Below are 19,927 nucleotides of genomic sequence, written 5' to 3'. Positions count from 1 at the left end.
ATGCCTTATACCGCCCTGGAATTATAGCCAATTTGCGCCGTTCAGCGAGAAAAGAGCGTCAAGTTGTCAGCTTTGCAGTTCCAAAGCATAGCCGGCGGACCGCACGGTGCGGATCACATCGGTCTCCCCACCTTCATTCAGGGCCTTGCGCAGGCGACGGATATGCACATCCACAGTGCGCAATTCGACATAGACATCACGACCCCAAACCGCGTCCAGCAGTTGTTCACGGCTGAAGACCCGGCCTGGATGTTCCATGAAATGACGCAGCAGGCGGTACTCCGTCGGGCCCAGCTTGATTTCGCGGCCATTGCGATGAACGCGGTGGGCTGCCAGATCCATCTGAACATCCGCAGCGTTCAATGCCTCATCCGACAAGGCCGGGCGAGAACGGCGCAGCAAGGCATGCACCCGGGCCGTCAATTCCGCGGGGGAGAACGGCTTGGTGACATAATCATCCGCACCAGAATCCAGGCCGCGCACGGTATCGGCTTCCTCGCCCCGCGCCGTCAACAAAATGATCGGCAGGGTTTTGGTGGCCGGACGGCGACGTAGCTGGCGGCATACTTCAATGCCGGACAATTGCGGCAGCATCCAGTCCAACAGCACGATATCGGGTGGATTTTCCTCAATCGCGACCAGGGCCTCTTCGCCATCGGAAACGGCATCGACTTCAAAACCCTGATATTCCAAATTATAGCGCAGCAGCGTCACCACTGCGGTTTCGTCTTCGACAATCAATACTTTGGGCTTCATGCCCCCCATTGATTTCACCGAGACTTGATCGCGCACATCAGACATTGCCCGTAGGCCCGTCGTTATCGTCTTCATCGTCGTCATCTGAGTCATCCTCTGGCTGCATGACTTCATAGTTAGAGGCATCCGCCTTCGGGCGGCGATCGCCCAGGGACACACCTTCCACCTGGAAATGGATGATTTCAGCGATATTGGTCGCGTGATCGCCAATTCGCTCCAGATTCTTTGCGATAAACAGCAAGTGGGTGCAGGGCGTGATATGCCGGGGGTCTTCCATCATATAGGTCAGCAATTCACGAAACAGGCTGGTGTATAGGGCATCAACCTCTTCATCGGCCTCCCACACTTCAATGGCTTTGGCCGTGTCGCCTTGCAGATGGGCGTCCATCACGTCTTTCAGCATGGCTTGAACCGGGCGACCGATGCGCAGCACGCCCCGCAACAAAGGCTCTGCCGGAAGCTGGTTCAGCGCCATGGCACGTTTGGCGATGTTCTTTGCGTAATCGCCGATCCGTTCAATATCCGAAGACGTGCGCAGGGTGGATACGACATAGCGCAGATCATTGGCCATCGGCTGGCGCAGGGCCAACATCCGCACGACCAGACTTTCGATCTCGTGCTCCAGCGCGTCAATTTCCTTATCCCCGTCCTTCACGGCCATCGCCAGCTTATTGTCGCGTTTTTCAATCGCGATCAGGGCGTTGGCCAACTGACTTTCCGCAAGTCCACCCATCCGGGCCAACAGCTTGGTCAGTTTTTTAAATTCATTGTCATATTCTGCATGAATATGACCTTCGGAGACATTCGACATGATACATCACTCTTTCTATCAGGTGCCGGGCGAGCCCCGCAGGAGACCCAGTATATCAGGATTCGGAAAAAATCAGCCAAACCGTCCGGTGATATAACCTTGCGTCCGCTCTTCCTTGGGATTGGTGAAAATCTGTTCTGTTTCACCATATTCCACAAGATTCCCCAAATGGAAGAACGCTGTCTTTTGTGACACGCGTGCCGCCTGCTGCATGGAATGGGTCACAATGGCGATGGTGTAGTTTTCGCGCAATTCGTGAATCAGATCCTCGATCTTTGCAGTCGCAATCGGATCCAGCGCCGAACAGGGTTCATCCATCAGAATGACTTCCGGGGCGACGGCGATTGCACGGGCAATACACAGACGCTGCTGCTGACCACCAGAAAGTCCGGTGCCCGGCTGGTTCAGGCGATCCTTTGCCTCACTCCAAAGACCTGCCTTCTGCAACGAGGTTTCAACAATCTCGTCCAGTTCCGACTTGTTGCGAGTCAGGCCATGAATGCGCGGCCCATAAGCCACGTTCTCATAGATCGACTTGGGGAAAGGATTGGGCTTCTGGAACACCATGCCGACGCGGGCGCGAAGATGCACGACATCAACATCCCGATCATAGATATCCTTGCCATCCATGATGATCTCACCATGGACGCGACAAATATCGACGACATCGTTCATCCGGTTCAGGCAGCGCAGGAAAGTCGACTTACCGCAACCGGACGGGCCGATCAGGGCAGTTACTTCGTTTTCCATGATGTCGATATCAACATCAAACAGCGCCTGCTTTTCACCATAGAAAACGGTGACCTTGCGGCCCTTCATTTTCGCATTGCCCGTGCCTGTGCTGGGGGATGCCGAGACGGTCACCTTGCTTGAATCCTTGGCATGGTCGAAGGCTGTTGGTTCAATTGATTCTGAAGACATGGATCCTACCACTTACGTTGGAAGCGTTGACGAAGAACGACGGCGATTAGGTTCATAACGACCAGAAACCCGATCAGAACCAGAATGGCTGCCGATGTGCGGGCAACAAACCCCCGCTCAGGGCTGTCTGCCCAGATAAATATCTGTGTTGGAAGCGCTGTTGCCGAGTCCATTATTCCACCCGGCGCAGAGGTAATGAAGGCGTTCATGCCAATCAGCAGCAATGGCGCGGTTTCGCCCAAGGCCTGGGCCAGACCGATAATCGTCCCGGTCAGGATACCTGGCATGGCTAAAGGCAAAACATGATGCATGACCACTTGCTGGTGCGAGGCGCCAATCCCAAAACCGCCTTCACGGATCGAGGGAGGCACCGCCTTCAGCGCCGCCCGCGTGGTAATAATGATCGTAGGCAGTGTCATTAGCGACAAAACCATCCCACCGACCAGAGGCGCAGAGCGCGGCAGACCAAAGAACTGAAGGAATACCGCAAGACCCAACAAACCGAATACGACAGATGGTACGGCAGCAAGATTGTTGATGTTCACTTCAATCAGATCAGTCCAGCGGTTTTTCGGGGCAAACTCCTCCAGATAGACCGCTGCTGCAATCCCAACCGGGAAACTGATCAGGAAACAAACCAGCAGGGCATAGAAGGACCCTACAATCGCACCGGACAACCCAGCCAATTCGGGAAAGCGGCTGTCGGCAGAAAACAGCAGGGTCCAGTTGAATGGCTTGGAGACTTGCCCGTTATCTACCAGTTGATCCCACCACACGATTTGCTTGTTGGAGACCTTGCGCTGATCTTCTGGCACATCACGGGGGATAACACCCTTATAGAATTGGTCAAAGGCATCTGACACCGGGACCGTGATTGAAACAGTCTGACCGATCAAGCTGGGATCTTCGACAACCCTGTCTCGCAACGTGAATTGCGCCCCGTTTGAAGGAATATCCCCCAATTGACGCTGATCCCGGGGATTCGTTACTTCTGGAAACAGGCTGTAAAGACCCGAGCGAACGATACCCCGGAAATTACTGCCGAAGATGTCATCTTCCTTAACAAGATTAGGATCAATTTTCACATCAAATGTCAGATGCGTCTGAGTAAAAGCCGAAGCCCCCGTGTAAAGCAGTGAACTGAATAAGATTCCCAGCAAAAGAACAGCGGTTCCAATGGCTGACAGGCCATAAATTTGAAGCCGGATATTCTTCGACTTGCGCCGCTGGATATTCTTCTTTGCCTGATCCTCAGGCAATGGTTGGACGGTCGTCACGGACATAATGTCGCTCCTGATCAATCGTATTTTTCACGGTATTTTTGAACGATCCGCAGCGCCACCACATTCAGGCACAGGGTCGCGACGAACAGCACAAGGCCCAGCGCAAAGGCTGCTAGTGTCTTCGGGCTGTCAAATTCGGTATCGCCGATCAACAGAGTGACAATCTGCACCGTTACGGTCGTCACTGCCTCGAAAGGATTGACGGTCAGCGACGCAATCAGGCCTGCCGCCATCACAACGATCATCGTTTCACCAATGGCGCGACTGACCGCCAGCAAAATACCCCCGACAATCCCAGGCAACGCGGCCGGGATCAATACGGCGGTAATTGTTTCCGCCTTTGTGGCGCCCAGTCCATAGGAGCCCTCGCGCATGCTTTGAGGCACCGCACGCAAGGCATCATCAGACAAGGAGGATACGAACGGGATAATCATGACACCCATGACCGCACCGGCAGCCAAGGCGCTGTTGGGTGCGATATCCATGCCCAACATGGCCCCGAACTGACGCATTGCCGGGGCGACCGTCAGCACCGCAAAGAAGCCATAAACAACCGTCGGAATACCCGCCAGAATTTCCAGGATCGGCTTAACCACATCCCGAAATTTCGGAGAGGCATATTCCGCCATATAGATCGCACTTAAAAGACCGACCGGTACAGCCACGACCATTGCCAGGGCAGAAATCAGGATCGTTCCGACAAAAACGGGCACTGCACCAAATGCACCGGCACCGGCAACCTGGTCTTCTCGCATGGCGATCTGCGGTTCCCAGCTTAACCCGAAGAAAAAGTCATACCATGGAACCAGCTGAAAGAAGCGAAAGCTTTCAAACAACAGGGAGAAAACGATGCCGAGCGTCACCAGAATGGCAAAGACCGAACAGGCGATCATTGTCACGGACATAAAGCTTTCGACCCGTGTGCGCGCCCGGAAATCTGCCGACAACTGAGACCGCGTATAGCCCAGGCCCAGGGCGGCCAGCGCACAGCCGACCACTACCATTGACCAATTCGCCATTGACTGCCAGGCAATCAAACGATCTGCGGCGGCCAGTGTTTCGGGCGCAGGCGTGCCAAAAACGCGCCCGGATGCGATAGAGCGAACTTCGCTTATCAGCAATTGGCGCGCCCCTTCCGTCAAATCATTCAGCATTGCCGCCGGGAAACTGGACATAACCAGACTATCCAGCACAGTGTCCTGAACCGCGACCCAGACCAGGATCAGCAGAAAGGCCGGGACGCCGGTCCAAAGAGCGACGTAAACACCATAATAGGATGGAAGTGAGTTCAGCCTGACCCCTTCGACAGAAGCCTTTCGCGTCGCGAAGCTTCTGGCAAGGACATAGCCAAGAATTGCTAATACCAGGATAGCAAGTGCAGACGTCCCAAACATGGAGAAATCCTCTTAAAGCCCGGCCAGGTTGGCCGGAAAGGTCACAAAGAAATTAGGTTTAATCCAGCAAAGATCCGCCGTGCCACAAAGTATGCGACACGGCGGAGTCCTTCAGACGGTCTTAGGAACCGTAACGGGTCATCATCCCGCCTTCTTTAACAGTCTTGACGAGCTTCGCGCGCTCATCATCAGACAGGGCAACCAGGCCACGCTCGTGCAGGTAACCACCTGGGCCCATAGCGGAGTCACTGACATACTCTGCAAGGAATTCATTCAGGCCGGGGATTACACCACGGTGATCGTTCTTGACATAGAAGAACAACGGACGTGACAGCGGGTAGCTGCCATCACCGATGGTGTCAAAACCAGGGCTTACATTGTTAATCTGAACGCCTTTCAGCTTATCCAGGTTTTCATACAGGAACGAGTAACCGAAAATGCCCAATGCGTTCGGATCGGCTTCCAGACGCTGAACGATCAGGTTGTCGTTTTCACCAGCTTCGATGAACGGGCCATCCTGACGCATGCGGGCGCATTTCTGCTTGGCATCATCCTTGGACAGGGCGTCATGTTCCGGCAGAGCTTCACAGCCAACTTCCATTGCCAGTTCAACGAAGGCGTCGCGGGTGCCAGAGGTCGGTGGCGGGCCCAGAACCTGGATTTCAACAGCCGGGAAGTCCGGGTTGATTTCGTTCCACATTTTGTAAGGATTGGCGACCCATTTGCCGTCAACTGGTACTTCTGCGGCCAACGCCAGGAAGATTTCTTTCTGGCTGAAGGACAGGTCGGCACCGCTGCGAGACGTCGCAATGGACAGACCGTCATAACCGATCAGAGCTTCAGTGATGTTGGTGACGCCATTCTCGACGCACAGCTTGTATTCAGACTCTTTCATCGCACGGGATGCACCGGTGATATCCGGATGGTCAACGCCAACGCCGCCACAGAAAATCTTCATGCCGCCGCCGGTTCCGGTCGATTCTACGACAGGAGCGGTGTTACCGGTCTTTGAAGAATATTCTTCAGAAACAGCCTGGGTGTATGGGAAAACCGTGGACGACCCGACGATGCGGATCTGGTCGCGTGCCTGGGCGGCACCGGCGAAGGCCATGGACCCTACGGCTACAGCCGCAAGCGTCAGTGAAAGTCTGCTCATTATTTCGCTCCATTTTGGAAAGTCGAAGTTTTAGTGGATAAGTCCGTCTTCAGATGCATGTCTTTTGTGGATGGCCGGCCCGGAAGGAATTCCCCCAACGGGGATCAGACCCCAACCCAAAAATTTCCACCTTCAATCAGGCGCTCCATGATCGCACAGTACGAACATAGCGCGCCCTAGAAGACGTTGAGGAGACTTCTAGGGGTTTCTGCTTTCCGTTTTGTGATGGTGACGAGACAGTTTTGTGACTCAAACGAAAATTTGTATAGATGATTATGTGTCAAATCGTATCAGGAGTCCCGGCCTTACTATCTGAGATAAAGGCATTCTTGGGGCGCGTCGTAGCGCCTTGCGTTGTTGCAGCAACCGGCAAGATCACGCCAAACGTGCTGCCCTTTCCAACTTTACTTGTCACAGTCAATCGGCCCCGATGACGGTTCAAAATATGTTTTACGATAGCAAGGCCCAGGCCGGTGCCGCCAAGCTCTCGTGATCGCGCGGCATCCACGCGGTAAAACCGTTCGGTCAGGCGCGGCAGGTGTTCTGGCGGGATCCCGGCGCCCTGGTCCGTGATTTCCACAACCAGGCGCCGCCGTTCATTCAGCTTTGCCGTAATCGTGACCGCATCGCCCTTCGCGCCATATTTAAGGGCGTTATCCAGCAGGTTCTGGAAAACCTGAAACAACTGATCGGAATCGCCACGCACCGGGGGCAGGTCATCCGGCCAGTCGGTGATGATCTTTACAGAAACCTTTTCCGCCTTTTGTGACAATAGCTCGATCAGCCGCCTCAACAGATCGGGAATATTGACCTGCTCCTGCGGGCGGCTGTGTTCTTCCAGTTCAATTCGCGACAGGCTCAGAAGATCTGAAATCAACCGGAACATCCGCTCTGACTGTTCCTGCATGATGGCCAGAAAGTGATCCCGTGCCACGGCATCGTCGCGGGCGGGGCCACGCAATGTTTCGATAAACCCGGTCAGGCTGGTCAGCGGCGTTCTGAGTTCATGACTGACATTGGCGACGAAATCGACGCGCATCCGCTCTGACCGGCGCAGGGCGGTGATATCCTGCATATCGATCAGAACGACCGGGGCATCCCGACCGGGCGGTGTGCCGGGTGGAGGGTCCACAGGTTCCACCCGTACGATAAATTCCGTCTCCACCGGAACCGGCAATACCAATTCGACAGTCTGAGAGCCCTGTCCATCGATCACCCGATCAATCGCCGACAACAGGGTCGGATCCCGCAGGCCATCCGCAATATCGCGCCCAATCAGATCGCTGTCCACCAAGACACGCGCAACCGTATTGGCCCGCACCACCCTGCGTTCCCGATCCAGAAAGAAAATCGGGTGCGGCAGCGATGCGATGATGCGATCGGCCACGGCGGCCTTGTAACTGAGGGCGTCCAACTGAGTCTGGGCCTCTGCCGTCAGCCGGTTCAGCCGCCGCATCACCACTTCTTCCGCAGAAAGCCGACGCCGAACGGCAATGGATGCACCAAACAAAACGGCCAGAACCAACAGCAGCACGATCCCGGTCGACAGGGATTCCTGATAATGAAGGATCGCCAGAATCAACAGCGCCGGCGCCGACGCCAGGAATATTGATCTGAGCCAGGATCCCGACATCACCGTCACACAATCGCATCATGGGCGGCCAGAGCGGCCAGGGAGACGATATCACTGACACTGGCCCCCATCTGGGCGATTTGTACCGGATGCTGTAACCCGATCAACAGCGGTCCGATCATGGTGCCGCCACCCAGGCTTTGCAGCATGCGGGTTGCCACATGGGCGGAATTGATCCCTGGCATGACCAGAACATTGGCCGCGCCGGTCAAACGGCTGAACGGATACAGCCGCTTCATAAGGTCATAATCCAGGGCGACATTGGGGGACAATTCCCCTTCAAACTCAAAATCCGGACTCTGCTGGTTTAGAATGGCCACTGCATCCCGGACGCGCTGACCGCCAGGGCGTTCCGGATTGCCGAAGTTAGAGGCATACAGCATGCCTACCCGGGGCTCGTGCCCCAATCGGCGGGCATAGGCCGCAGCCTCTTTCGCGATCTCGGCCAAGATCTTTCCATCGGGTAATTCATTAACCGCTGTATCTGCAATAAAAATCGTCCGACCGCGAGAGATCATGATCGTCAATCCCATCGCAATCGCACCCGGTGCCGTATCAATGACCTGGCGGATACCATCATAGGCGACATTATAAGCACGCGTTGCGCCGGTCACCACGGCATCCACTGCCCCATTTGCCAACATACAGGCTGCAAACACATTGCGATCCTGATTCACCAAACGCTGACAGTCGCGATACAACATCCCTTTGCGCTGAACCTTTTGATACAAGTGGTCGGTATAGAGTTCATTGTCTAAGCTGATCCGGGCATTGTGGATTTCAAATTCAATAGAGGAATCCAGCCCGACTTCCCGCGCCGTTTCCCGAATACGATCTTCGCGCCCAATCAGGACGGGAATACCATAGCCCGCACTCCGGAACAGGGCGGCGGCACGAATGACCCGAGGATCTTCCCCTTCGGCGAAACAGACCCGGCGCTGATTTTGTTTCACCCGTTCGAAAATGAAATGCAGCATATTCGCCGTTGGATCCAGCCGCGCCTTCAGGTCCCGCCGATAGGTTTCCATATCCATGATCGGATGTCGGGCGACACCAGAGGCCATCGCCGCTTCGGCCACAGCCATTGGCACCGCAACGATCAATCTGGGGTCAAAGGGAACGGGAATGATATATTCCGACCCATATTGCAGCGCCTGCCCACCATAAGCATTGGCAACCTCGTCGGGCACATCTTCCCGGGCCAATTCAGCAATCGCCTGGGCAGCAGCGATTTTCATATCGTCATTGATGGTTGACGCCCGCACATCCAGGGCCCCGCGAAAGATATAGGGAAAGCCCAGAACATTGTTCACCTGATTGGGATAGTCGGATCGACCGGTCGCCATGATTGCATCGGACCGCACGGATTTCACCTCGTCCGGAGTGATTTCAGGATCCGGGTTGGCCATAGCAAAAATAATCGGCTTTTCGGCCATTCGGGCGACCATCTGGGGTGTAACCGCGCCTTTCACCGACAGGCCGAAGAATACATCCGCCCCATCCAGGGCGTCTTCCAGCGTGCGGGCGTCGGTAATCGCAGCATGAGCAGATTTCCACTGATTCATACCAGCCTCGCGGCCCTGATAAATCACGCCTTTGGAATCACACAGGATGACATTGTTCGGGGCAACCCCCATCGCCTTAACCAGTTCCGTGCAGGCAATCGCCGCCGCACCGGCACCGTTCACGACCAGACGGATATCCGCAATCGACCGACCGGTCAGATGCAGGGCGTTGATCAGCCCCGCCGCCGCGATGATTGCCGTGCCATGCTGGTCATCATGAAAGACGGGAATATCCATCAATTCGCGCAGGCGCTGTTCGATGATGAAACATTCCGGCGCCTTGATGTCTTCAAGATTAATGCCGCCAAATGTTGCCCCTAAGAACCGGACGCAGTTGACGAATTCATCCACATCCTCGGTAGAGACTTCCAGATCAATAGAATCCACATCGGCAAAGCGCTTGAACAGGACGGCCTTGCCTTCCATCACCGGCTTGGAGGCCAGCGCGCCGATATTGCCAAGGCCCAACACGGCGGTGCCATTGGATATCACGGCAACCAGATTTCCCTTCGCTGTGTAATCATAAGCCAGGTTTGGATCCGCTTCGATGCGCAAACAGGGCACAGCCACGCCCGGCGAATAGGCCAGTGACAAATCACGCTGTGTTGTCAGTGGTTTGGTTGGTGTTAGCTCTATTTTACCGGGGCGCCCCTGAGCATGAAATTGCAGCGCTTCCTCTTCTGTTATTTTACTGTCAGCCATTATGTCCTCATAGCCTTCCTCTATACCGCCATCTCGGCACTCCTGATTCTGTCGATCCTAGAGTTAGCATATGGTTCAGGATATGACAGTTTTTCCGTTCTCTGCTTTTCTTGACATAATTATGTGCATAATCTATCGCCCATGCGGTTCTATTCGGTTAATTTATTGTGACCTGGATACAAAATTCAGTGTTTCTGTAAATAACTGATAACGAAAAGGGGTGAGACGACCAATGGCACAGCAGCCGAATACGGCCAGCCAGGAATATCTGCTTCTCGATTATGCTCAGCGACTGGAACGTCATCGCGACGGTCGCCGGGGCGTGCATGTCCATTTGTCGCGGCTGAAGCCCCAGAACCGGCGCGAGCATCATATTCGCATCGCAATGAACACTCTGGATGACTTTGTCCAGACCTTTGAGGGTCAGTCCTTCCTGTTGGGCAATGGTGACCTGATTTTCGTTGTGAAGGGCGCAAACCTGCAACAGATGGATGATGCCGTCATGCGCATGCGCTATCTGTTCAGCGAAGACCCATTGACCCAGGCTGATTCCGATGGGGAAGGCCATGGCCGCTTTGCCACGCTGTATAATATTGAAGGGCAATATGCCAAATTCATGGAATTGTGCGAACGTGTCTTCGAAGAAGAACGCGCCCGCCAGAAACGCCTGCAGCAGATGGCGGAACAGACAGGCGAAACCTTTGAAGATGCACGTCGCCCGCTAAAGCCGGAGCAGTTGGGTCGCCTGGAAGAATTTCTGGAACGCGCAGACCTGTCCAGCGTGTTTCGGCGCCAAGCGGTCAGTGTCGTCCACAAAGAATCCCCACCAAAACCCATTTTCAATGAATTGTTCATTTCCATTTTCGATCTGGCAAAAACTGTTCTGCCCGACGTGAACCTGTCTTCAAACCGGTGGCTTTTCCAGCATCTGACCCAGACATTGGATCGTCGGGTTCTGAAGATGCTGGCGCGGGCCGATGACAGTTCGCTGCATTCGTCCTTTTCCATCAACGTCAATGTCGGCACGCTTCTGGCCCCGGAATTCCTGGAATTTGATTCCAGCCTGCGCATGGGCAGCCGAGGGACATTGGTGGTTGAATTGCAATTGCTGGATATTTTGTCGGACTATTCCGCCTTTGTCTTTGCCCGGGATTTCGTGCGTGAAAAGGGATACCGTATCTGCCTGGATGGCATCACCCCCGACCTGATCCGCTTTATTGATCGCCAATATATGGAAGTGGATCTGGTGAAACTGTCGTCAGACAGCGTATTCGACTCCGGTGGCAATCCAGACATACGCGCGGCCATCGCACAACAGGTGGAGCGTGTCGGCAAAGGCCGGGTCATCCTGTCACGCTGTGACAACGAGGCGATGATCCGAACCGGGCAGTCCATGGGCATAACCATGTTCCAGGGGCGCTATCTGGATGCGGTGCTGCAACAAATCGCACGCACCAGAAATCCGCCATCACCGCGCGCCGTCCGTCGATAGGGACCGCGTTACATGGAGACGATACTGCCCACGATTGGGGCCACCATTTCGGATGGGGCCGACACTTTCTTTGGTGCCCTGCCCGCAAGTCCACCGCTGGCCCTGATCCTGGCGCTGGCCCTGTTGATAGACGCCATTGTCGGAGATCCCCGCTGGCTGTATCGCCGTATCCCTCATCCCGTCGTCTTGATCGGCAAACCGATTGCTTTCCTGGATCGTCGCCTGAACCGCCCCGACCGGGGGGAAAAGGACCGGCTGGCCCGCGGGGCGGTGACGGTTCTATTGGTTGTTGGGGGCTGCACCGCCATCGGCTTTGGCTTGGATCGATTGCTGGGCAGTGTCCATTGGGGCTGGATAGTCGAGGCCCTGGTGGTTTCCATCCTGTTGGCCGCGCGCAGCCTGCACGACCATGTGCGACGGGTTGGCACCGGCCTGCGCGTTGATGGGCTGGAAGGCGGCCGCCGCGCCATCGCCCATATTGTCAGCCGCGACCCCAAAAGCCTGGACCGACATGGCGTCGCCCGGTCTGCGATTGAATCCCTGTCGGAGAATTTCAGCGATGGGGTTGTCGCGCCGATCTTCTTTTATCTGATATTCGGCCTGCCCGGCCTGTTTGCCTATAAGGCGATCAATACCCTAGACAGCATGATCGCCTATAAGACCACGAAATACCGATCCTTTGGCTTTACCGCCGCCAAACTGGACGATCTGGCCAATTGGCTGCCCGCCCGGATCAGTGGCGCGCTGGTCTGTCTGGCCGCTTGTTTCACGCCGACCAGCTATCCCATCAGCGCGGTAAAAACCATGCTGCGCGATGCCAAAAAGCACAAATCCCCCAATGGCGGCTGGCCCGAAGGCGCTTTCGCCGGGGCGCTGAATATCGCATTGGGGGGCCCGCGCACCTATCCGGGCGGTGAAGTCGTCGGGGTCTGGATCGGGGATGGCCGCGCCCGGCTGGAACCCCGCGATATCGATAGGTCTCGGGCGCTTTATATTGTCGCCAACCTGCTGCTGTGGTTTGCGATCCTGTGCGGCGGTATTATCGCCCTGCTTTAGGAGGGTGTGTGGCGATCCAGTGCCGGGCGATGTCTTCCCGCCGTGCGATCCAGACATCGTCTTTCGCCATCATATGATCCAGCAATCGCATTAATCCACCAATCCGCCCCGGACGCCCGATCAACCGGGCATGCAGTCCGATGGTCAGCATCCGCCCCCCTTCCGCATACAGCACATCGAAAGCATCACGGTTATACTGAAAGAAATCATCCCCGGTCACAAAGCCGCTGGTGCGGAAAAACCGGCTGTCATTGGTATCAATGCTGTAGGGCAGGATCAGATGCGGCCGCCCATAGTCATAGCACCAATAGGGCAAATCATCTGAATAGGAATCGGAATCATACAAAAACCCACCTGCTTCGACTACCAGACGGCGGGTGTTCAGACTGGGCCGCCCGGTATACCACCCCACCGGGGGGCGCCCTGTCAGCCGTTCAATTTCCGCAACAGTCTGTCGGATATGGCTGCGTTCCTGATCTTCCGGCATATCGGCATAATCGATCCAGCGCCAGCCATGGGCATGAATATCAGCCCCACTGTCAGCAATCGCCTGGGCCGCATCCGGGTTTAGTGTCAGGGCTTGGCCCACCGCATTGATGGTGAAATTCAGCCCGCGATCCTCAAGACATCTCATCACCCGCCAGAATCCAGCCCTGGACCCATATTCATACATGCTTTCCGAATTCAGATCGCGATCCCCGATGCGGGCATCCCCGCCGACTTCATGCAGAATGCTCTCAGATTGGCCATCGCCATGGTCGATATGCCGCTCCGCCCCTTCCTCATAATTCAGGCAGAAATTAACGGCGATGCGGGCATCCTTAGGCCATTTTGCCTCAGGGGGGGTGCGGCCATAGCCGACCAGATCGCGCTTGGCTTGGGTCATTCTGGCCCCCCTGACGGTGGGGGAACCCGGTTTGCCAACAGGGCGGGCAATCCGCCCATCCCGTCCCGGATATCCTGTTCAATCGCCAGGGCAAGACCATTCTCGTCCCGGTCCTTAATCGCGGTGATCGCCTCTTCATGACGGTCGTCCAGATAGGTCGTGCCCAGGCTTTCCCGCGTCAGATACAGAAATGGGCCGATCTGAAGCCACAGGCTTTCGATCAGGGGCATCAAAACCTGCGCCGGCGCACAGGCATAAAGGGCAAAATGAAAAGCGCGATTGCGTTCCTGGTATCCGGCCCAATCCCCGGCGGCAATCGCCTCATCCTGCTGGGTATTGATCGCCGCCAGACGGTCTGCCAGCGCATGATCCGTGGCGGGAAAGGCCCGCCGGGCCGCCAGAACTTCCAGCGCGACACGCGCCTCTGTCAATTCCCGAAAAGTTTCCGGCGTCATACGAGGCACGGCAACCCGTCGATTGGGCAGCAAGGTCAGTGCCCGTTCCGCCACCAGTCGGCGCAAAGCCTCTCTTGCGGGCATCATGCTGGTCCCCAGCTTTTCCGCCAGCCCCCGGATCGTCATCGCATCGCCTGGATGAAACTGACCCAGCATAATGGCTTCACGCAATTCGCGATAGACCCGCTCTTGCAAGGTTGCCGTTGGGATCGTGTCCGGGGGAAATGGGTCGTCTGATGCCATGCGCGCGCCTGTCAGGCTGTAATCCATGAATGTGATCACAGTGTGCGAGCGACGCCCCCGCATCGCAACAGAATTTACAGGATTTTTCGCCTTAAGGGGCCACAGCCACGATCTTTAGATATCCTTGATCGTGCTGTCGTCCTGTTTCTGCGTATCCTTTCCCTGCGGCTCGTCATCGGGCTGAACCCGCCGGATGATGATATCGCCATTGGGAAGAACTTCCGGTGCTTCGTAGAGTGGGATGTTCGAGATGAACATTTCCATCGCCCGCATGACCTGTTGCAATCCCTCAGCGGCCAGGGATTCCGGACTTTTATTTTCCTCTGCCCAGGCGACGCCCGACACAGCCGTTCCCCCAACCAGGGCGGCCACAGCAGAAGCGAGAATGAGACGGCGCATAAGCGTTTCCTTTCAACAAGTCACACAGTTTGATCAAAGCCCGAGTTCATAAGGGATATGTGGGGCTGAATTATGGCGGTGTCAAAAGCCAGTCGACTGATTTTGCACACACCCCGTCATATCGGGCCCTCATAAATGCCCGCCACACTTGCCCAGCGCGTGTCTTTGGGGCACTGTCCGCACGATGATTAGACAACGACAGATATGAGGGTTTAGACGATGGCTGATACATATGATCTGGTGGTGATTGGCGGCGGGCCGGGCGGCTATGTGGCGGCTATTCGTGCGGCGCAGCTGGGCCTGAAGGTTGCCTGTGTGGAAATGCGCGGCAGCCTGGGTGGTACCTGCCTGAATGTCGGCTGCATCCCCTCAAAGGCCATGCTGCAATCGTCCGAATTTTATCATGAAGCCCAGCATTCCTTTGCCAATCATGGCATCGTGGTCAGCCCCAAGCTGGACCTGAAGGCGATGATGGCGCGCAAATCCAAGATCGTGGGCGACCTGACCAAGGGCATTGAGTTTCTGTTCAAGAAAAACAAGGTCGACTATATCAAGGGGCGCGGTCATATCGACGAGCCGGGTAGGGTCTCTGTCACCGAAGGCGACGATAAGGGCAAGACGCTTTCCACAAAAAACATCCTGATCGCCACCGGGTCGGAATCCACCCCCCTTCCGGGGATTGAGGTGGATGAGAAATCCATCGTGACCTCCACTGGCGCCCTGGAGTTTGAGGCAGTGCCCAAGCATCTGGTCGTGATCGGCGGCGGTGTCATTGGGCTGGAGCTGGGCTCTGTCTGGAAGCGCCTGGGGGCAGATGTCACGGTAATTGAATTCTTGGACCGCATCACACCAACCATGGATGGCGAGGTCTCGAAAAACTTCCAGCGCATCCTTAAAAAGCAGGGTCTGGATTTTAAGATGAAGACCAAAGTCACCGGCGCGAAAAAGGTGAAATCCGGCGTTGAACTAACCATGGAACCCGCCGATGGCGGCGACGCTGAGAAAATGACCTGCGACAAGGTTCTGCTGTGCATCGGTCGCCGGCCCTATACGGATGGGCTGGGCCTGGACGAATTGGGGGTCGAGCGCGATAAGCGCGGCGTCATTCAGGTCGATGCGCATTACAAGACCAATGTCGATGGCATCTATGCAATCGGCGACTGTATCCCCGGCCAGATGCTGGCCCATAAGGCCGAAGATGAAGGCGTTGTCGTGGCGGAAATGCTGGTTGGGCAAAAACCCCATATCAATTACGACGCCATTCCAGGCGTGATTTATACCTGGCCGGAAGTCGCCGATGTCGGGGCCAGCGAGGAACGCCTGAAAAAAGAAGGGCGTGCCTATAAGGTCGGGAAATTCCCCTTCTCCGCCAATTCACGGGGCAAGGCGAATGATGCAACGGAAGGGTTTGTTAAAATCCTGGCCGATGCGGAAACCGATAAGGTTCTGGGTGCCCATATCATCGGGCCGGGTGCCGGCGATATCATCCACGAGATCGTGACCATCATCGAATTTGGTGGCTCAGCAGAAGATATCGCGCGGACCTGCCACGCCCATCCGACCTATTCGGAAGCTGTGAAAGAGGCCGCTATGGCCGTGGATAACCGCCCGATCCACATGTAATGCGCCATCACTTAGGGTCACAATAATGGTAACCGTGCCAGGCCCCCGCCTGTCCTTAGCGTTTTTGATCGCTGGGATGGGCTTTTTGATGCTGCCCCTGGCGGACGCATTGGGTAAAATGATGGGAGCGGAAGGCCTTTCGCCCCTGCAGATCGGATGGGGCCGTTGGGTCGCCCATGCCGCCATCATGACACCGCTGGTGCTGATTTTGTATGGACGCGCCGCCCTGCGACCCAAGCAATTTTGGGGTCAGGTGATTCGGGCGTTGCTGCTGGTCACGGCGACAATGTTCTTCTTCACCGGGCTGCTGACCATCCCCCTGCCGACCATGACGGCCACCCTGTTTGTTGCGCCCCTATTGGTCACCGCCCTGTCTGGACTGGTGCTGAAAGAACGTGTCGGGATCTGGCGATGGTCCGGCGTGGTGGTTGGCTTTCTGGGCATGCTGCTGATCGTGCGGCCCGGCGCGGACTCATTTCAAACCGGATCCCTGTATGCGCTGGCGACGGCTGCCTGCTTTGCCGGTTATCTGCTGGTGACGCGCAAAATCGCTGGGCAGAATCCCCCGATGGTCACAATGATGTGGATGGGGTTCATCGGCGTTCTGGTGATGTCTGTGGTGGTGATCCCCGTCTATCAGCCCTTCACACCCCGCCAATGGGGCATGATCGGCATTATGGGGGCGATCCTGACGCTGGGCCATGGGCTGATCGTCTGGGCGGCAGATCGGCTGGAAGCATCTGCCATGGCCCCAATGCCCTATCTGGAAATGGTGACATCAACCATTGTGGGCTATTACGTTTTTCAGGATTTCCCGACCCTGACCACCTGGATCGGCTGTGGCATGGTCACTGCCAGCGGGATCTTCATTGCCTGGCGCGAAAACCGCCTGAACAAACAGATAGACCCCGCTGAACAGAACCTGCTTTAGACATCATTTTACGCAAACGCGTCGTCGCAGACTTTCGTCTGCTCGGGGTTTGCGCCAGCGCATCATGCGTCCGCATGAGCGCACACAAAATGCACTGGCTTCTTATTTTTATAGCAAACGCGTCGTCGCAGACTTTCGTCTGCTCGGGGTTTGCGACAGCGCATCATGCGTTCGCATGAGCGCACACAAAATGCGCCGGCTTCTTGCTTTTATAGCAAACGCGTCGTCGCAGACTTTCGTCTGCTCGGGGTTTGCGCCAGCGCATCATGCGTCCGCATGAGCGCACACAAAATGCGCTGGCTTCTTGTTTTTATAGCAAACGCGTCGTCGCAGACTTTCGTCTGCTCGGGGTTTGCGCCAGCGCATCATGCGTCCGCATGAGCGCACACAAAATGCGCTGGCTTCTTGTTTTTATAGCAAACGCGTCGTCGCAGACTTTCGTCTGCTCGGGGTTTGCTTTAAGCCTCAAACCGCTTGTAGAACGTGCCGCTGAGCCAGCCCAGCATGGCCCAGAAAACGGCCGCAACCACGATGGAAGCGGCGGCAAAATGACCTGCCAGTTCCGGCGGCACCCCACCCCCGATTTCCTCTGGATGCGGCGCGCCAATGACATGCGGTGCAATCAGGATCAATATGCCCAGCACAACAAAACCAATCTTGCGCCCGAATACCATCAGGCACAGGCCAATCCCGGTCGCCGCAGCACAGCCCAGCCACCACATCTGGCGGGCCCCCAGTTCAGCGGCCATGCTGCCCGGGACCTCTGGCGGCAATCCCAAATTCGGGCCCAATGTGAACATGGCAAAACCGCCCATCGCCCACAGGACGCCGCGACGGCCCGACATTTCCCCGCCATGCACAGCAAAGGCGGCCGTCAGCATCAGGGCAAAGGCGATTCCCATCGTAATATTTGCACCCAATGTAAAGACGGTCCGTTCCAGGCCATCCTCTGGTGCCCATGCCTCGTCGTCATGATCATGACCTTCTGTCCCACTGTTGCTGTGGGCCAGGAACAGCGTCTCTGACCCGGCAGACGGGCGGGTTGAAAACAGTTTGGTCTGAATAATCACATAATCCGACTGAACGGCGGCGGCATGATCATGCCCGCCATTTTCATATTCTTCCGCATGCAGGATCAGCGGTGTGGTGGTGACTTGTTGAATGCCGGTGATCAACAGACCCGCGATAATACCGGCGGCAAAGGCCGCCCCGAAGAGTTTTCTAAACATGGACAATATCCCATTCTTGCGCGGCACGGTATCGTGCCACGGTCAGGTCAATAAGACTGGATTGAACAGAGACGGGTCACCGCGTCAGACAAACGCCCGACCCGGACCCCAATCATTCCATAGCGATTAGTGGCAGGGCAGCGCGAATGCGTGCCGGGCATCATGGGTCGCATTATGGACCGTTGCGGAATGGGCAAAACCAATCGCCAGGAACAGAAATGACCCGAATACAGCAGCGGCAAGCGCAGCAGCCAGAGTCTGTGTCCGATTTGCGAGATAGGCCTGATCGGCAGTGGTGGTCGTGTTACGCGTCTTCATCACTTTTCTCCCCCCGTCACACCCGACGGTTTCTTGAGATCGTGTGGTCGCTCGGCAGGTCTCCCGGCTCACGGATCCTCGTATCTTTCCGCCTTCCCAAGGCATCGAACCTCAGTGGCAAAATCGAAAAATACTCACCGCTCACGGTCGCGGGGGCGGCCCAGGCGCAGGTCCCCTGATGGGTAGACCCTTCCTGTGTTCCCTCTTCGCTCCAAGACCTTAAGGCCCTTAAAGGAGCACCGATCCACATTCCATTAAGCTGTATCGCGGACACGACAGCATCGTCAAGCGTGAACGCGACACCCAGTATCCTTTTTGGCGCTGTGGATATTCTAAAATGTGTTCTAACCGTCCTTGCCTGAAACATAGCGGGTGATCGCCTCCGCCATTGTTTCAGGGGCCGTTCCGCCATGGAACATGGTGACGAAGGATCCGTCCGGCGCCATGAAATAGACATATCCGGAATGGTTCATCAGGTAAAATCCACCCTCAATCTGGGTGCCCTTAGAATAGAAAACGCGAAATTTTCGGGCAATATCGGCAATTGCCGCATCAGATCCGGTCAGGCCCACCATACGGGGGTGAAACGCGGTGACGTAGTCTTTCATCATTTCAGGCGTATCACGCGCCGGATCGATGGTAATAAAAACCGGCGTTACTTGTTTGGCCAGATCGGGCTTATTTTCCGCAACGATATCAAGGGCTGCTGCCATGCTGGACAATTCCGTCGGGCACACATCCGGGCAACTGCTATAGCCGAAATAAATCAACTGATACTGTCCCGGAAAACTGTCTTGCGTGACCGTCTGACCATCCTGATTGATCAGTTCAAAGCTGCCGCCAACAGTGATGCCAGGCGCAACCAGTGCTTCACCGGAACGACTGACGCCTTGTTCATGACCGGTTCCAGCCAATTGATTCCAGGCGACCAGAGCCGCCAGGCCGATCGCGGCCATGGCTGCCAACATTACACCAATTATGGGGAGAGCTTTGCGATTCATGTACCCATCGCTTTTGTTACATCTTTCAATTTAAGGTCCAGACATTAAGGGATCGGCCCGCCGCGCCTCAAGA

The 19,927-nt window shown here is 56.0% G+C and carries 17 protein-coding genes, 1 pseudogene and 1 riboswitch; of the genes and pseudogenes, 4 read left to right on the top strand and 14 right to left on the bottom strand.

Annotation, left to right across the window (positions count from 1 at the left end; all coding sequences use genetic code 11):
* Nucleotides 1-66 precede the first annotated feature (66 nt).
* The 8 genes and pseudogenes from phoB to ACOSDR_RS05710 all read right to left on the bottom strand — a co-directional run bounded on the left by phoB (nucleotide 67) and on the right by ACOSDR_RS05710 (nucleotide 10,221).
* Nucleotides 67-756 (bottom strand): phosphate regulon transcriptional regulator PhoB, encoded by a 690-nt coding sequence (gene phoB / locus ACOSDR_RS05745; RefSeq protein ID WP_420723633.1) that lies wholly within the window; start codon nucleotides 754-756, stop codon nucleotides 67-69.
* A gap of 37 nt (nucleotides 757-793) precedes the next feature.
* Complete coding sequence (gene phoU / locus ACOSDR_RS05740) at nucleotides 794-1,567, bottom strand: phosphate signaling complex protein PhoU (protein ID WP_420723133.1); 774 nt, start codon at nucleotides 1,565-1,567, stop codon at nucleotides 794-796.
* A 72-nt stretch (nucleotides 1,568-1,639) separates the two neighbouring features.
* A complete protein-coding gene (pstB, locus tag ACOSDR_RS05735; protein ID WP_420723634.1) occupies nucleotides 1,640-2,386 on the bottom strand; it encodes a phosphate ABC transporter ATP-binding protein PstB in 747 nt (248 codons plus the stop codon).
* Between the two features lie 107 nt (nucleotides 2,387-2,493).
* Nucleotides 2,494-3,771 carry a phosphate ABC transporter permease PstA gene (gene pstA, locus ACOSDR_RS05730; RefSeq protein ID WP_420723134.1) on the bottom strand — a complete coding sequence of 426 codons (1,278 nt, stop codon included), beginning with the start codon at nucleotides 3,769-3,771 and terminating at the stop codon, nucleotides 2,494-2,496.
* A gap of 14 nt (nucleotides 3,772-3,785) precedes the next feature.
* Nucleotides 3,786-5,165: a phosphate ABC transporter permease subunit PstC gene (gene pstC / locus ACOSDR_RS05725; protein ID WP_420723135.1), complete on the bottom strand. Its 1,380-nt coding sequence runs from the start codon at nucleotides 5,163-5,165 to the stop codon at nucleotides 3,786-3,788.
* 121 nt (nucleotides 5,166-5,286) lie between these two features.
* Complete coding sequence (locus tag ACOSDR_RS05720; protein WP_420723136.1) at nucleotides 5,287-6,321, bottom strand: substrate-binding domain-containing protein; 1,035 nt, start codon at nucleotides 6,319-6,321, stop codon at nucleotides 5,287-5,289.
* A gap of 280 nt (nucleotides 6,322-6,601) precedes the next feature.
* A pseudogene (locus ACOSDR_RS05715) lies at nucleotides 6,602-7,384 on the bottom strand (sensor histidine kinase); the annotation flags it as partial.
* Between the two features lie 575 nt (nucleotides 7,385-7,959).
* Complete coding sequence (locus tag ACOSDR_RS05710) at nucleotides 7,960-10,221, bottom strand: NADP-dependent malic enzyme (RefSeq protein ID WP_420723137.1); 2,262 nt, start codon at nucleotides 10,219-10,221, stop codon at nucleotides 7,960-7,962.
* A 232-nt stretch (nucleotides 10,222-10,453) separates the two neighbouring features.
* Between ACOSDR_RS05710 and ACOSDR_RS05705 the strand changes: the two genes are divergently transcribed.
* Nucleotides 10,454-11,713: an EAL domain-containing protein gene (locus ACOSDR_RS05705; RefSeq protein ID WP_420723138.1), complete on the top strand. Its 1,260-nt coding sequence runs from the start codon at nucleotides 10,454-10,456 to the stop codon at nucleotides 11,711-11,713.
* 12 nt (nucleotides 11,714-11,725) lie between these two features.
* On the top strand, nucleotides 11,726-12,769 hold the full coding sequence (gene cbiB, locus ACOSDR_RS05700; protein ID WP_420723139.1) for an adenosylcobinamide-phosphate synthase CbiB: 1,044 nt from the start codon (nucleotides 11,726-11,728) through the stop codon (nucleotides 12,767-12,769).
* On the opposite strand, the gene ACOSDR_RS05695 is transcribed toward cbiB, so the two are convergent.
* The 3 genes from ACOSDR_RS05695 to ACOSDR_RS05685 all read right to left on the bottom strand — a co-directional run bounded on the left by ACOSDR_RS05695 (nucleotide 12,753) and on the right by ACOSDR_RS05685 (nucleotide 14,752).
* Nucleotides 12,753-13,655, bottom strand: coding sequence for a polysaccharide deacetylase family protein (locus tag ACOSDR_RS05695; protein ID WP_420723140.1), 903 nt, complete (start codon nucleotides 13,653-13,655; stop codon nucleotides 12,753-12,755). The two genes, cbiB and ACOSDR_RS05695, sit on opposite strands and share 17 nt — an antisense overlap.
* Nucleotides 13,652-14,353 carry a GntR family transcriptional regulator gene (locus ACOSDR_RS05690; RefSeq protein WP_420723141.1) on the bottom strand — a complete coding sequence of 234 codons (702 nt, stop codon included), beginning with the start codon at nucleotides 14,351-14,353 and terminating at the stop codon, nucleotides 13,652-13,654. The genes ACOSDR_RS05695 and ACOSDR_RS05690 overlap by 4 nt, the downstream gene beginning before the upstream one ends.
* 114 nt (nucleotides 14,354-14,467) lie before the next feature.
* Entirely contained in the window at nucleotides 14,468-14,752 is a 285-nt protein-coding gene (locus tag ACOSDR_RS05685) for a hypothetical protein (RefSeq protein ID WP_420723142.1), read from the bottom strand.
* Between the two features lie 219 nt (nucleotides 14,753-14,971).
* Here ACOSDR_RS05685 and lpdA point away from each other — a divergent pair, with 219 nt between their 5' ends.
* Nucleotides 14,972-16,375 carry a dihydrolipoyl dehydrogenase gene (gene lpdA, locus ACOSDR_RS05680; RefSeq protein ID WP_420723143.1) on the top strand — a complete coding sequence of 468 codons (1,404 nt, stop codon included), beginning with the start codon at nucleotides 14,972-14,974 and terminating at the stop codon, nucleotides 16,373-16,375.
* Between the two features lie 25 nt (nucleotides 16,376-16,400).
* Nucleotides 16,401-17,306, top strand: a complete 906-nt coding sequence (locus ACOSDR_RS05675) for a DMT family transporter (protein WP_420723144.1) — start codon at nucleotides 16,401-16,403, stop codon at nucleotides 17,304-17,306.
* Between the two features lie 458 nt (nucleotides 17,307-17,764).
* On the opposite strand, the gene ACOSDR_RS05670 is transcribed toward ACOSDR_RS05675, so the two are convergent.
* The 3 genes from ACOSDR_RS05670 to ACOSDR_RS05660 form a co-directional block, all read right to left on the bottom strand.
* Nucleotides 17,765-18,535, bottom strand: a complete 771-nt coding sequence (locus tag ACOSDR_RS05670) for a CbtA family protein (RefSeq protein ID WP_420730641.1) — start codon at nucleotides 18,533-18,535, stop codon at nucleotides 17,765-17,767.
* Between the two features lie 126 nt (nucleotides 18,536-18,661).
* The gene (locus ACOSDR_RS05665) at nucleotides 18,662-18,853 is read right to left on the bottom strand and encodes a CbtB domain-containing protein (protein ID WP_420730640.1); all 192 of its coding nucleotides are present in this window, start codon (nucleotides 18,851-18,853) and stop codon (nucleotides 18,662-18,664) included.
* 35 nt (nucleotides 18,854-18,888) lie between these two features.
* Nucleotides 18,889-19,112: riboswitch (cobalamin riboswitch) on the bottom strand.
* Between the two features lie 85 nt (nucleotides 19,113-19,197).
* Entirely contained in the window at nucleotides 19,198-19,854 is a 657-nt protein-coding gene (locus tag ACOSDR_RS05660; protein ID WP_420730639.1) for an SCO family protein, read from the bottom strand.
* Nucleotides 19,855-19,927 lie beyond the last annotated feature (73 nt).

Source organism: Hwanghaeella sp. 1Z406 (assembly GCF_048892425.1).
Lineage (GTDB): Bacteria > Pseudomonadota > Alphaproteobacteria > UBA8366 > Aestuariispiraceae > Pacificispira.
The sequence above is the reverse complement of the archived record's forward strand: the minus strand, read 5'-3'. Positions and strand labels throughout refer to the sequence as shown.

What these genes read in the sequence shown, in the direction of transcription:
- ACOSDR_RS05710 (WP_420723137.1), bottom strand. Translation starts at nt 10,221, where the DNA reads ATGGCTGACAGTAAAATAACAGAAGAGGAAGCGCTGCAATTTCATGCT.
- pstA (WP_420723134.1), bottom strand. Translation starts at nt 3,771, where the DNA reads ATGTCCGTGACGACCGTCCAACCATTGCCTGAGGATCAGGCAAAGAAG.
- phoU (WP_420723133.1), bottom strand. Translation starts at nt 1,567, where the DNA reads ATGTCGAATGTCTCCGAAGGTCATATTCATGCAGAATATGACAATGAA.
- cbiB (WP_420723139.1), top strand. Translation starts at nt 11,726, where the DNA reads ATGGAGACGATACTGCCCACGATTGGGGCCACCATTTCGGATGGGGCC.
- ACOSDR_RS05675 (WP_420723144.1), top strand. Translation starts at nt 16,401, where the DNA reads ATGGTAACCGTGCCAGGCCCCCGCCTGTCCTTAGCGTTTTTGATCGCT.
- pstB (WP_420723634.1), bottom strand. Translation starts at nt 2,386, where the DNA reads ATGAAGGGCCGCAAGGTCACCGTTTTCTATGGTGAAAAGCAGGCGCTG.
- pstC (WP_420723135.1), bottom strand. Translation starts at nt 5,165, where the DNA reads ATGTTTGGGACGTCTGCACTTGCTATCCTGGTATTAGCAATTCTTGGC.
- lpdA (WP_420723143.1), top strand. Translation starts at nt 14,972, where the DNA reads ATGGCTGATACATATGATCTGGTGGTGATTGGCGGCGGGCCGGGCGGC.
- ACOSDR_RS05690 (WP_420723141.1), bottom strand. Translation starts at nt 14,353, where the DNA reads ATGGCATCAGACGACCCATTTCCCCCGGACACGATCCCAACGGCAACC.
- ACOSDR_RS05665 (WP_420730640.1), bottom strand. Translation starts at nt 18,853, where the DNA reads ATGAAGACGCGTAACACGACCACCACTGCCGATCAGGCCTATCTCGCA.
- ACOSDR_RS05660 (WP_420730639.1), bottom strand. Translation starts at nt 19,854, where the DNA reads ATGAATCGCAAAGCTCTCCCCATAATTGGTGTAATGTTGGCAGCCATG.
- ACOSDR_RS05685 (WP_420723142.1), bottom strand. Translation starts at nt 14,752, where the DNA reads ATGCGCCGTCTCATTCTCGCTTCTGCTGTGGCCGCCCTGGTTGGGGGA.
- ACOSDR_RS05670 (WP_420730641.1), bottom strand. Translation starts at nt 18,535, where the DNA reads ATGTTTAGAAAACTCTTCGGGGCGGCCTTTGCCGCCGGTATTATCGCG.
- ACOSDR_RS05705 (WP_420723138.1), top strand. Translation starts at nt 10,454, where the DNA reads ATGGCACAGCAGCCGAATACGGCCAGCCAGGAATATCTGCTTCTCGAT.
- ACOSDR_RS05720 (WP_420723136.1), bottom strand. Translation starts at nt 6,321, where the DNA reads ATGAGCAGACTTTCACTGACGCTTGCGGCTGTAGCCGTAGGGTCCATG.
- phoB (WP_420723633.1), bottom strand. Translation starts at nt 756, where the DNA reads ATGAAGCCCAAAGTATTGATTGTCGAAGACGAAACCGCAGTGGTGACG.
- ACOSDR_RS05695 (WP_420723140.1), bottom strand. Translation starts at nt 13,655, where the DNA reads ATGACCCAAGCCAAGCGCGATCTGGTCGGCTATGGCCGCACCCCCCCT.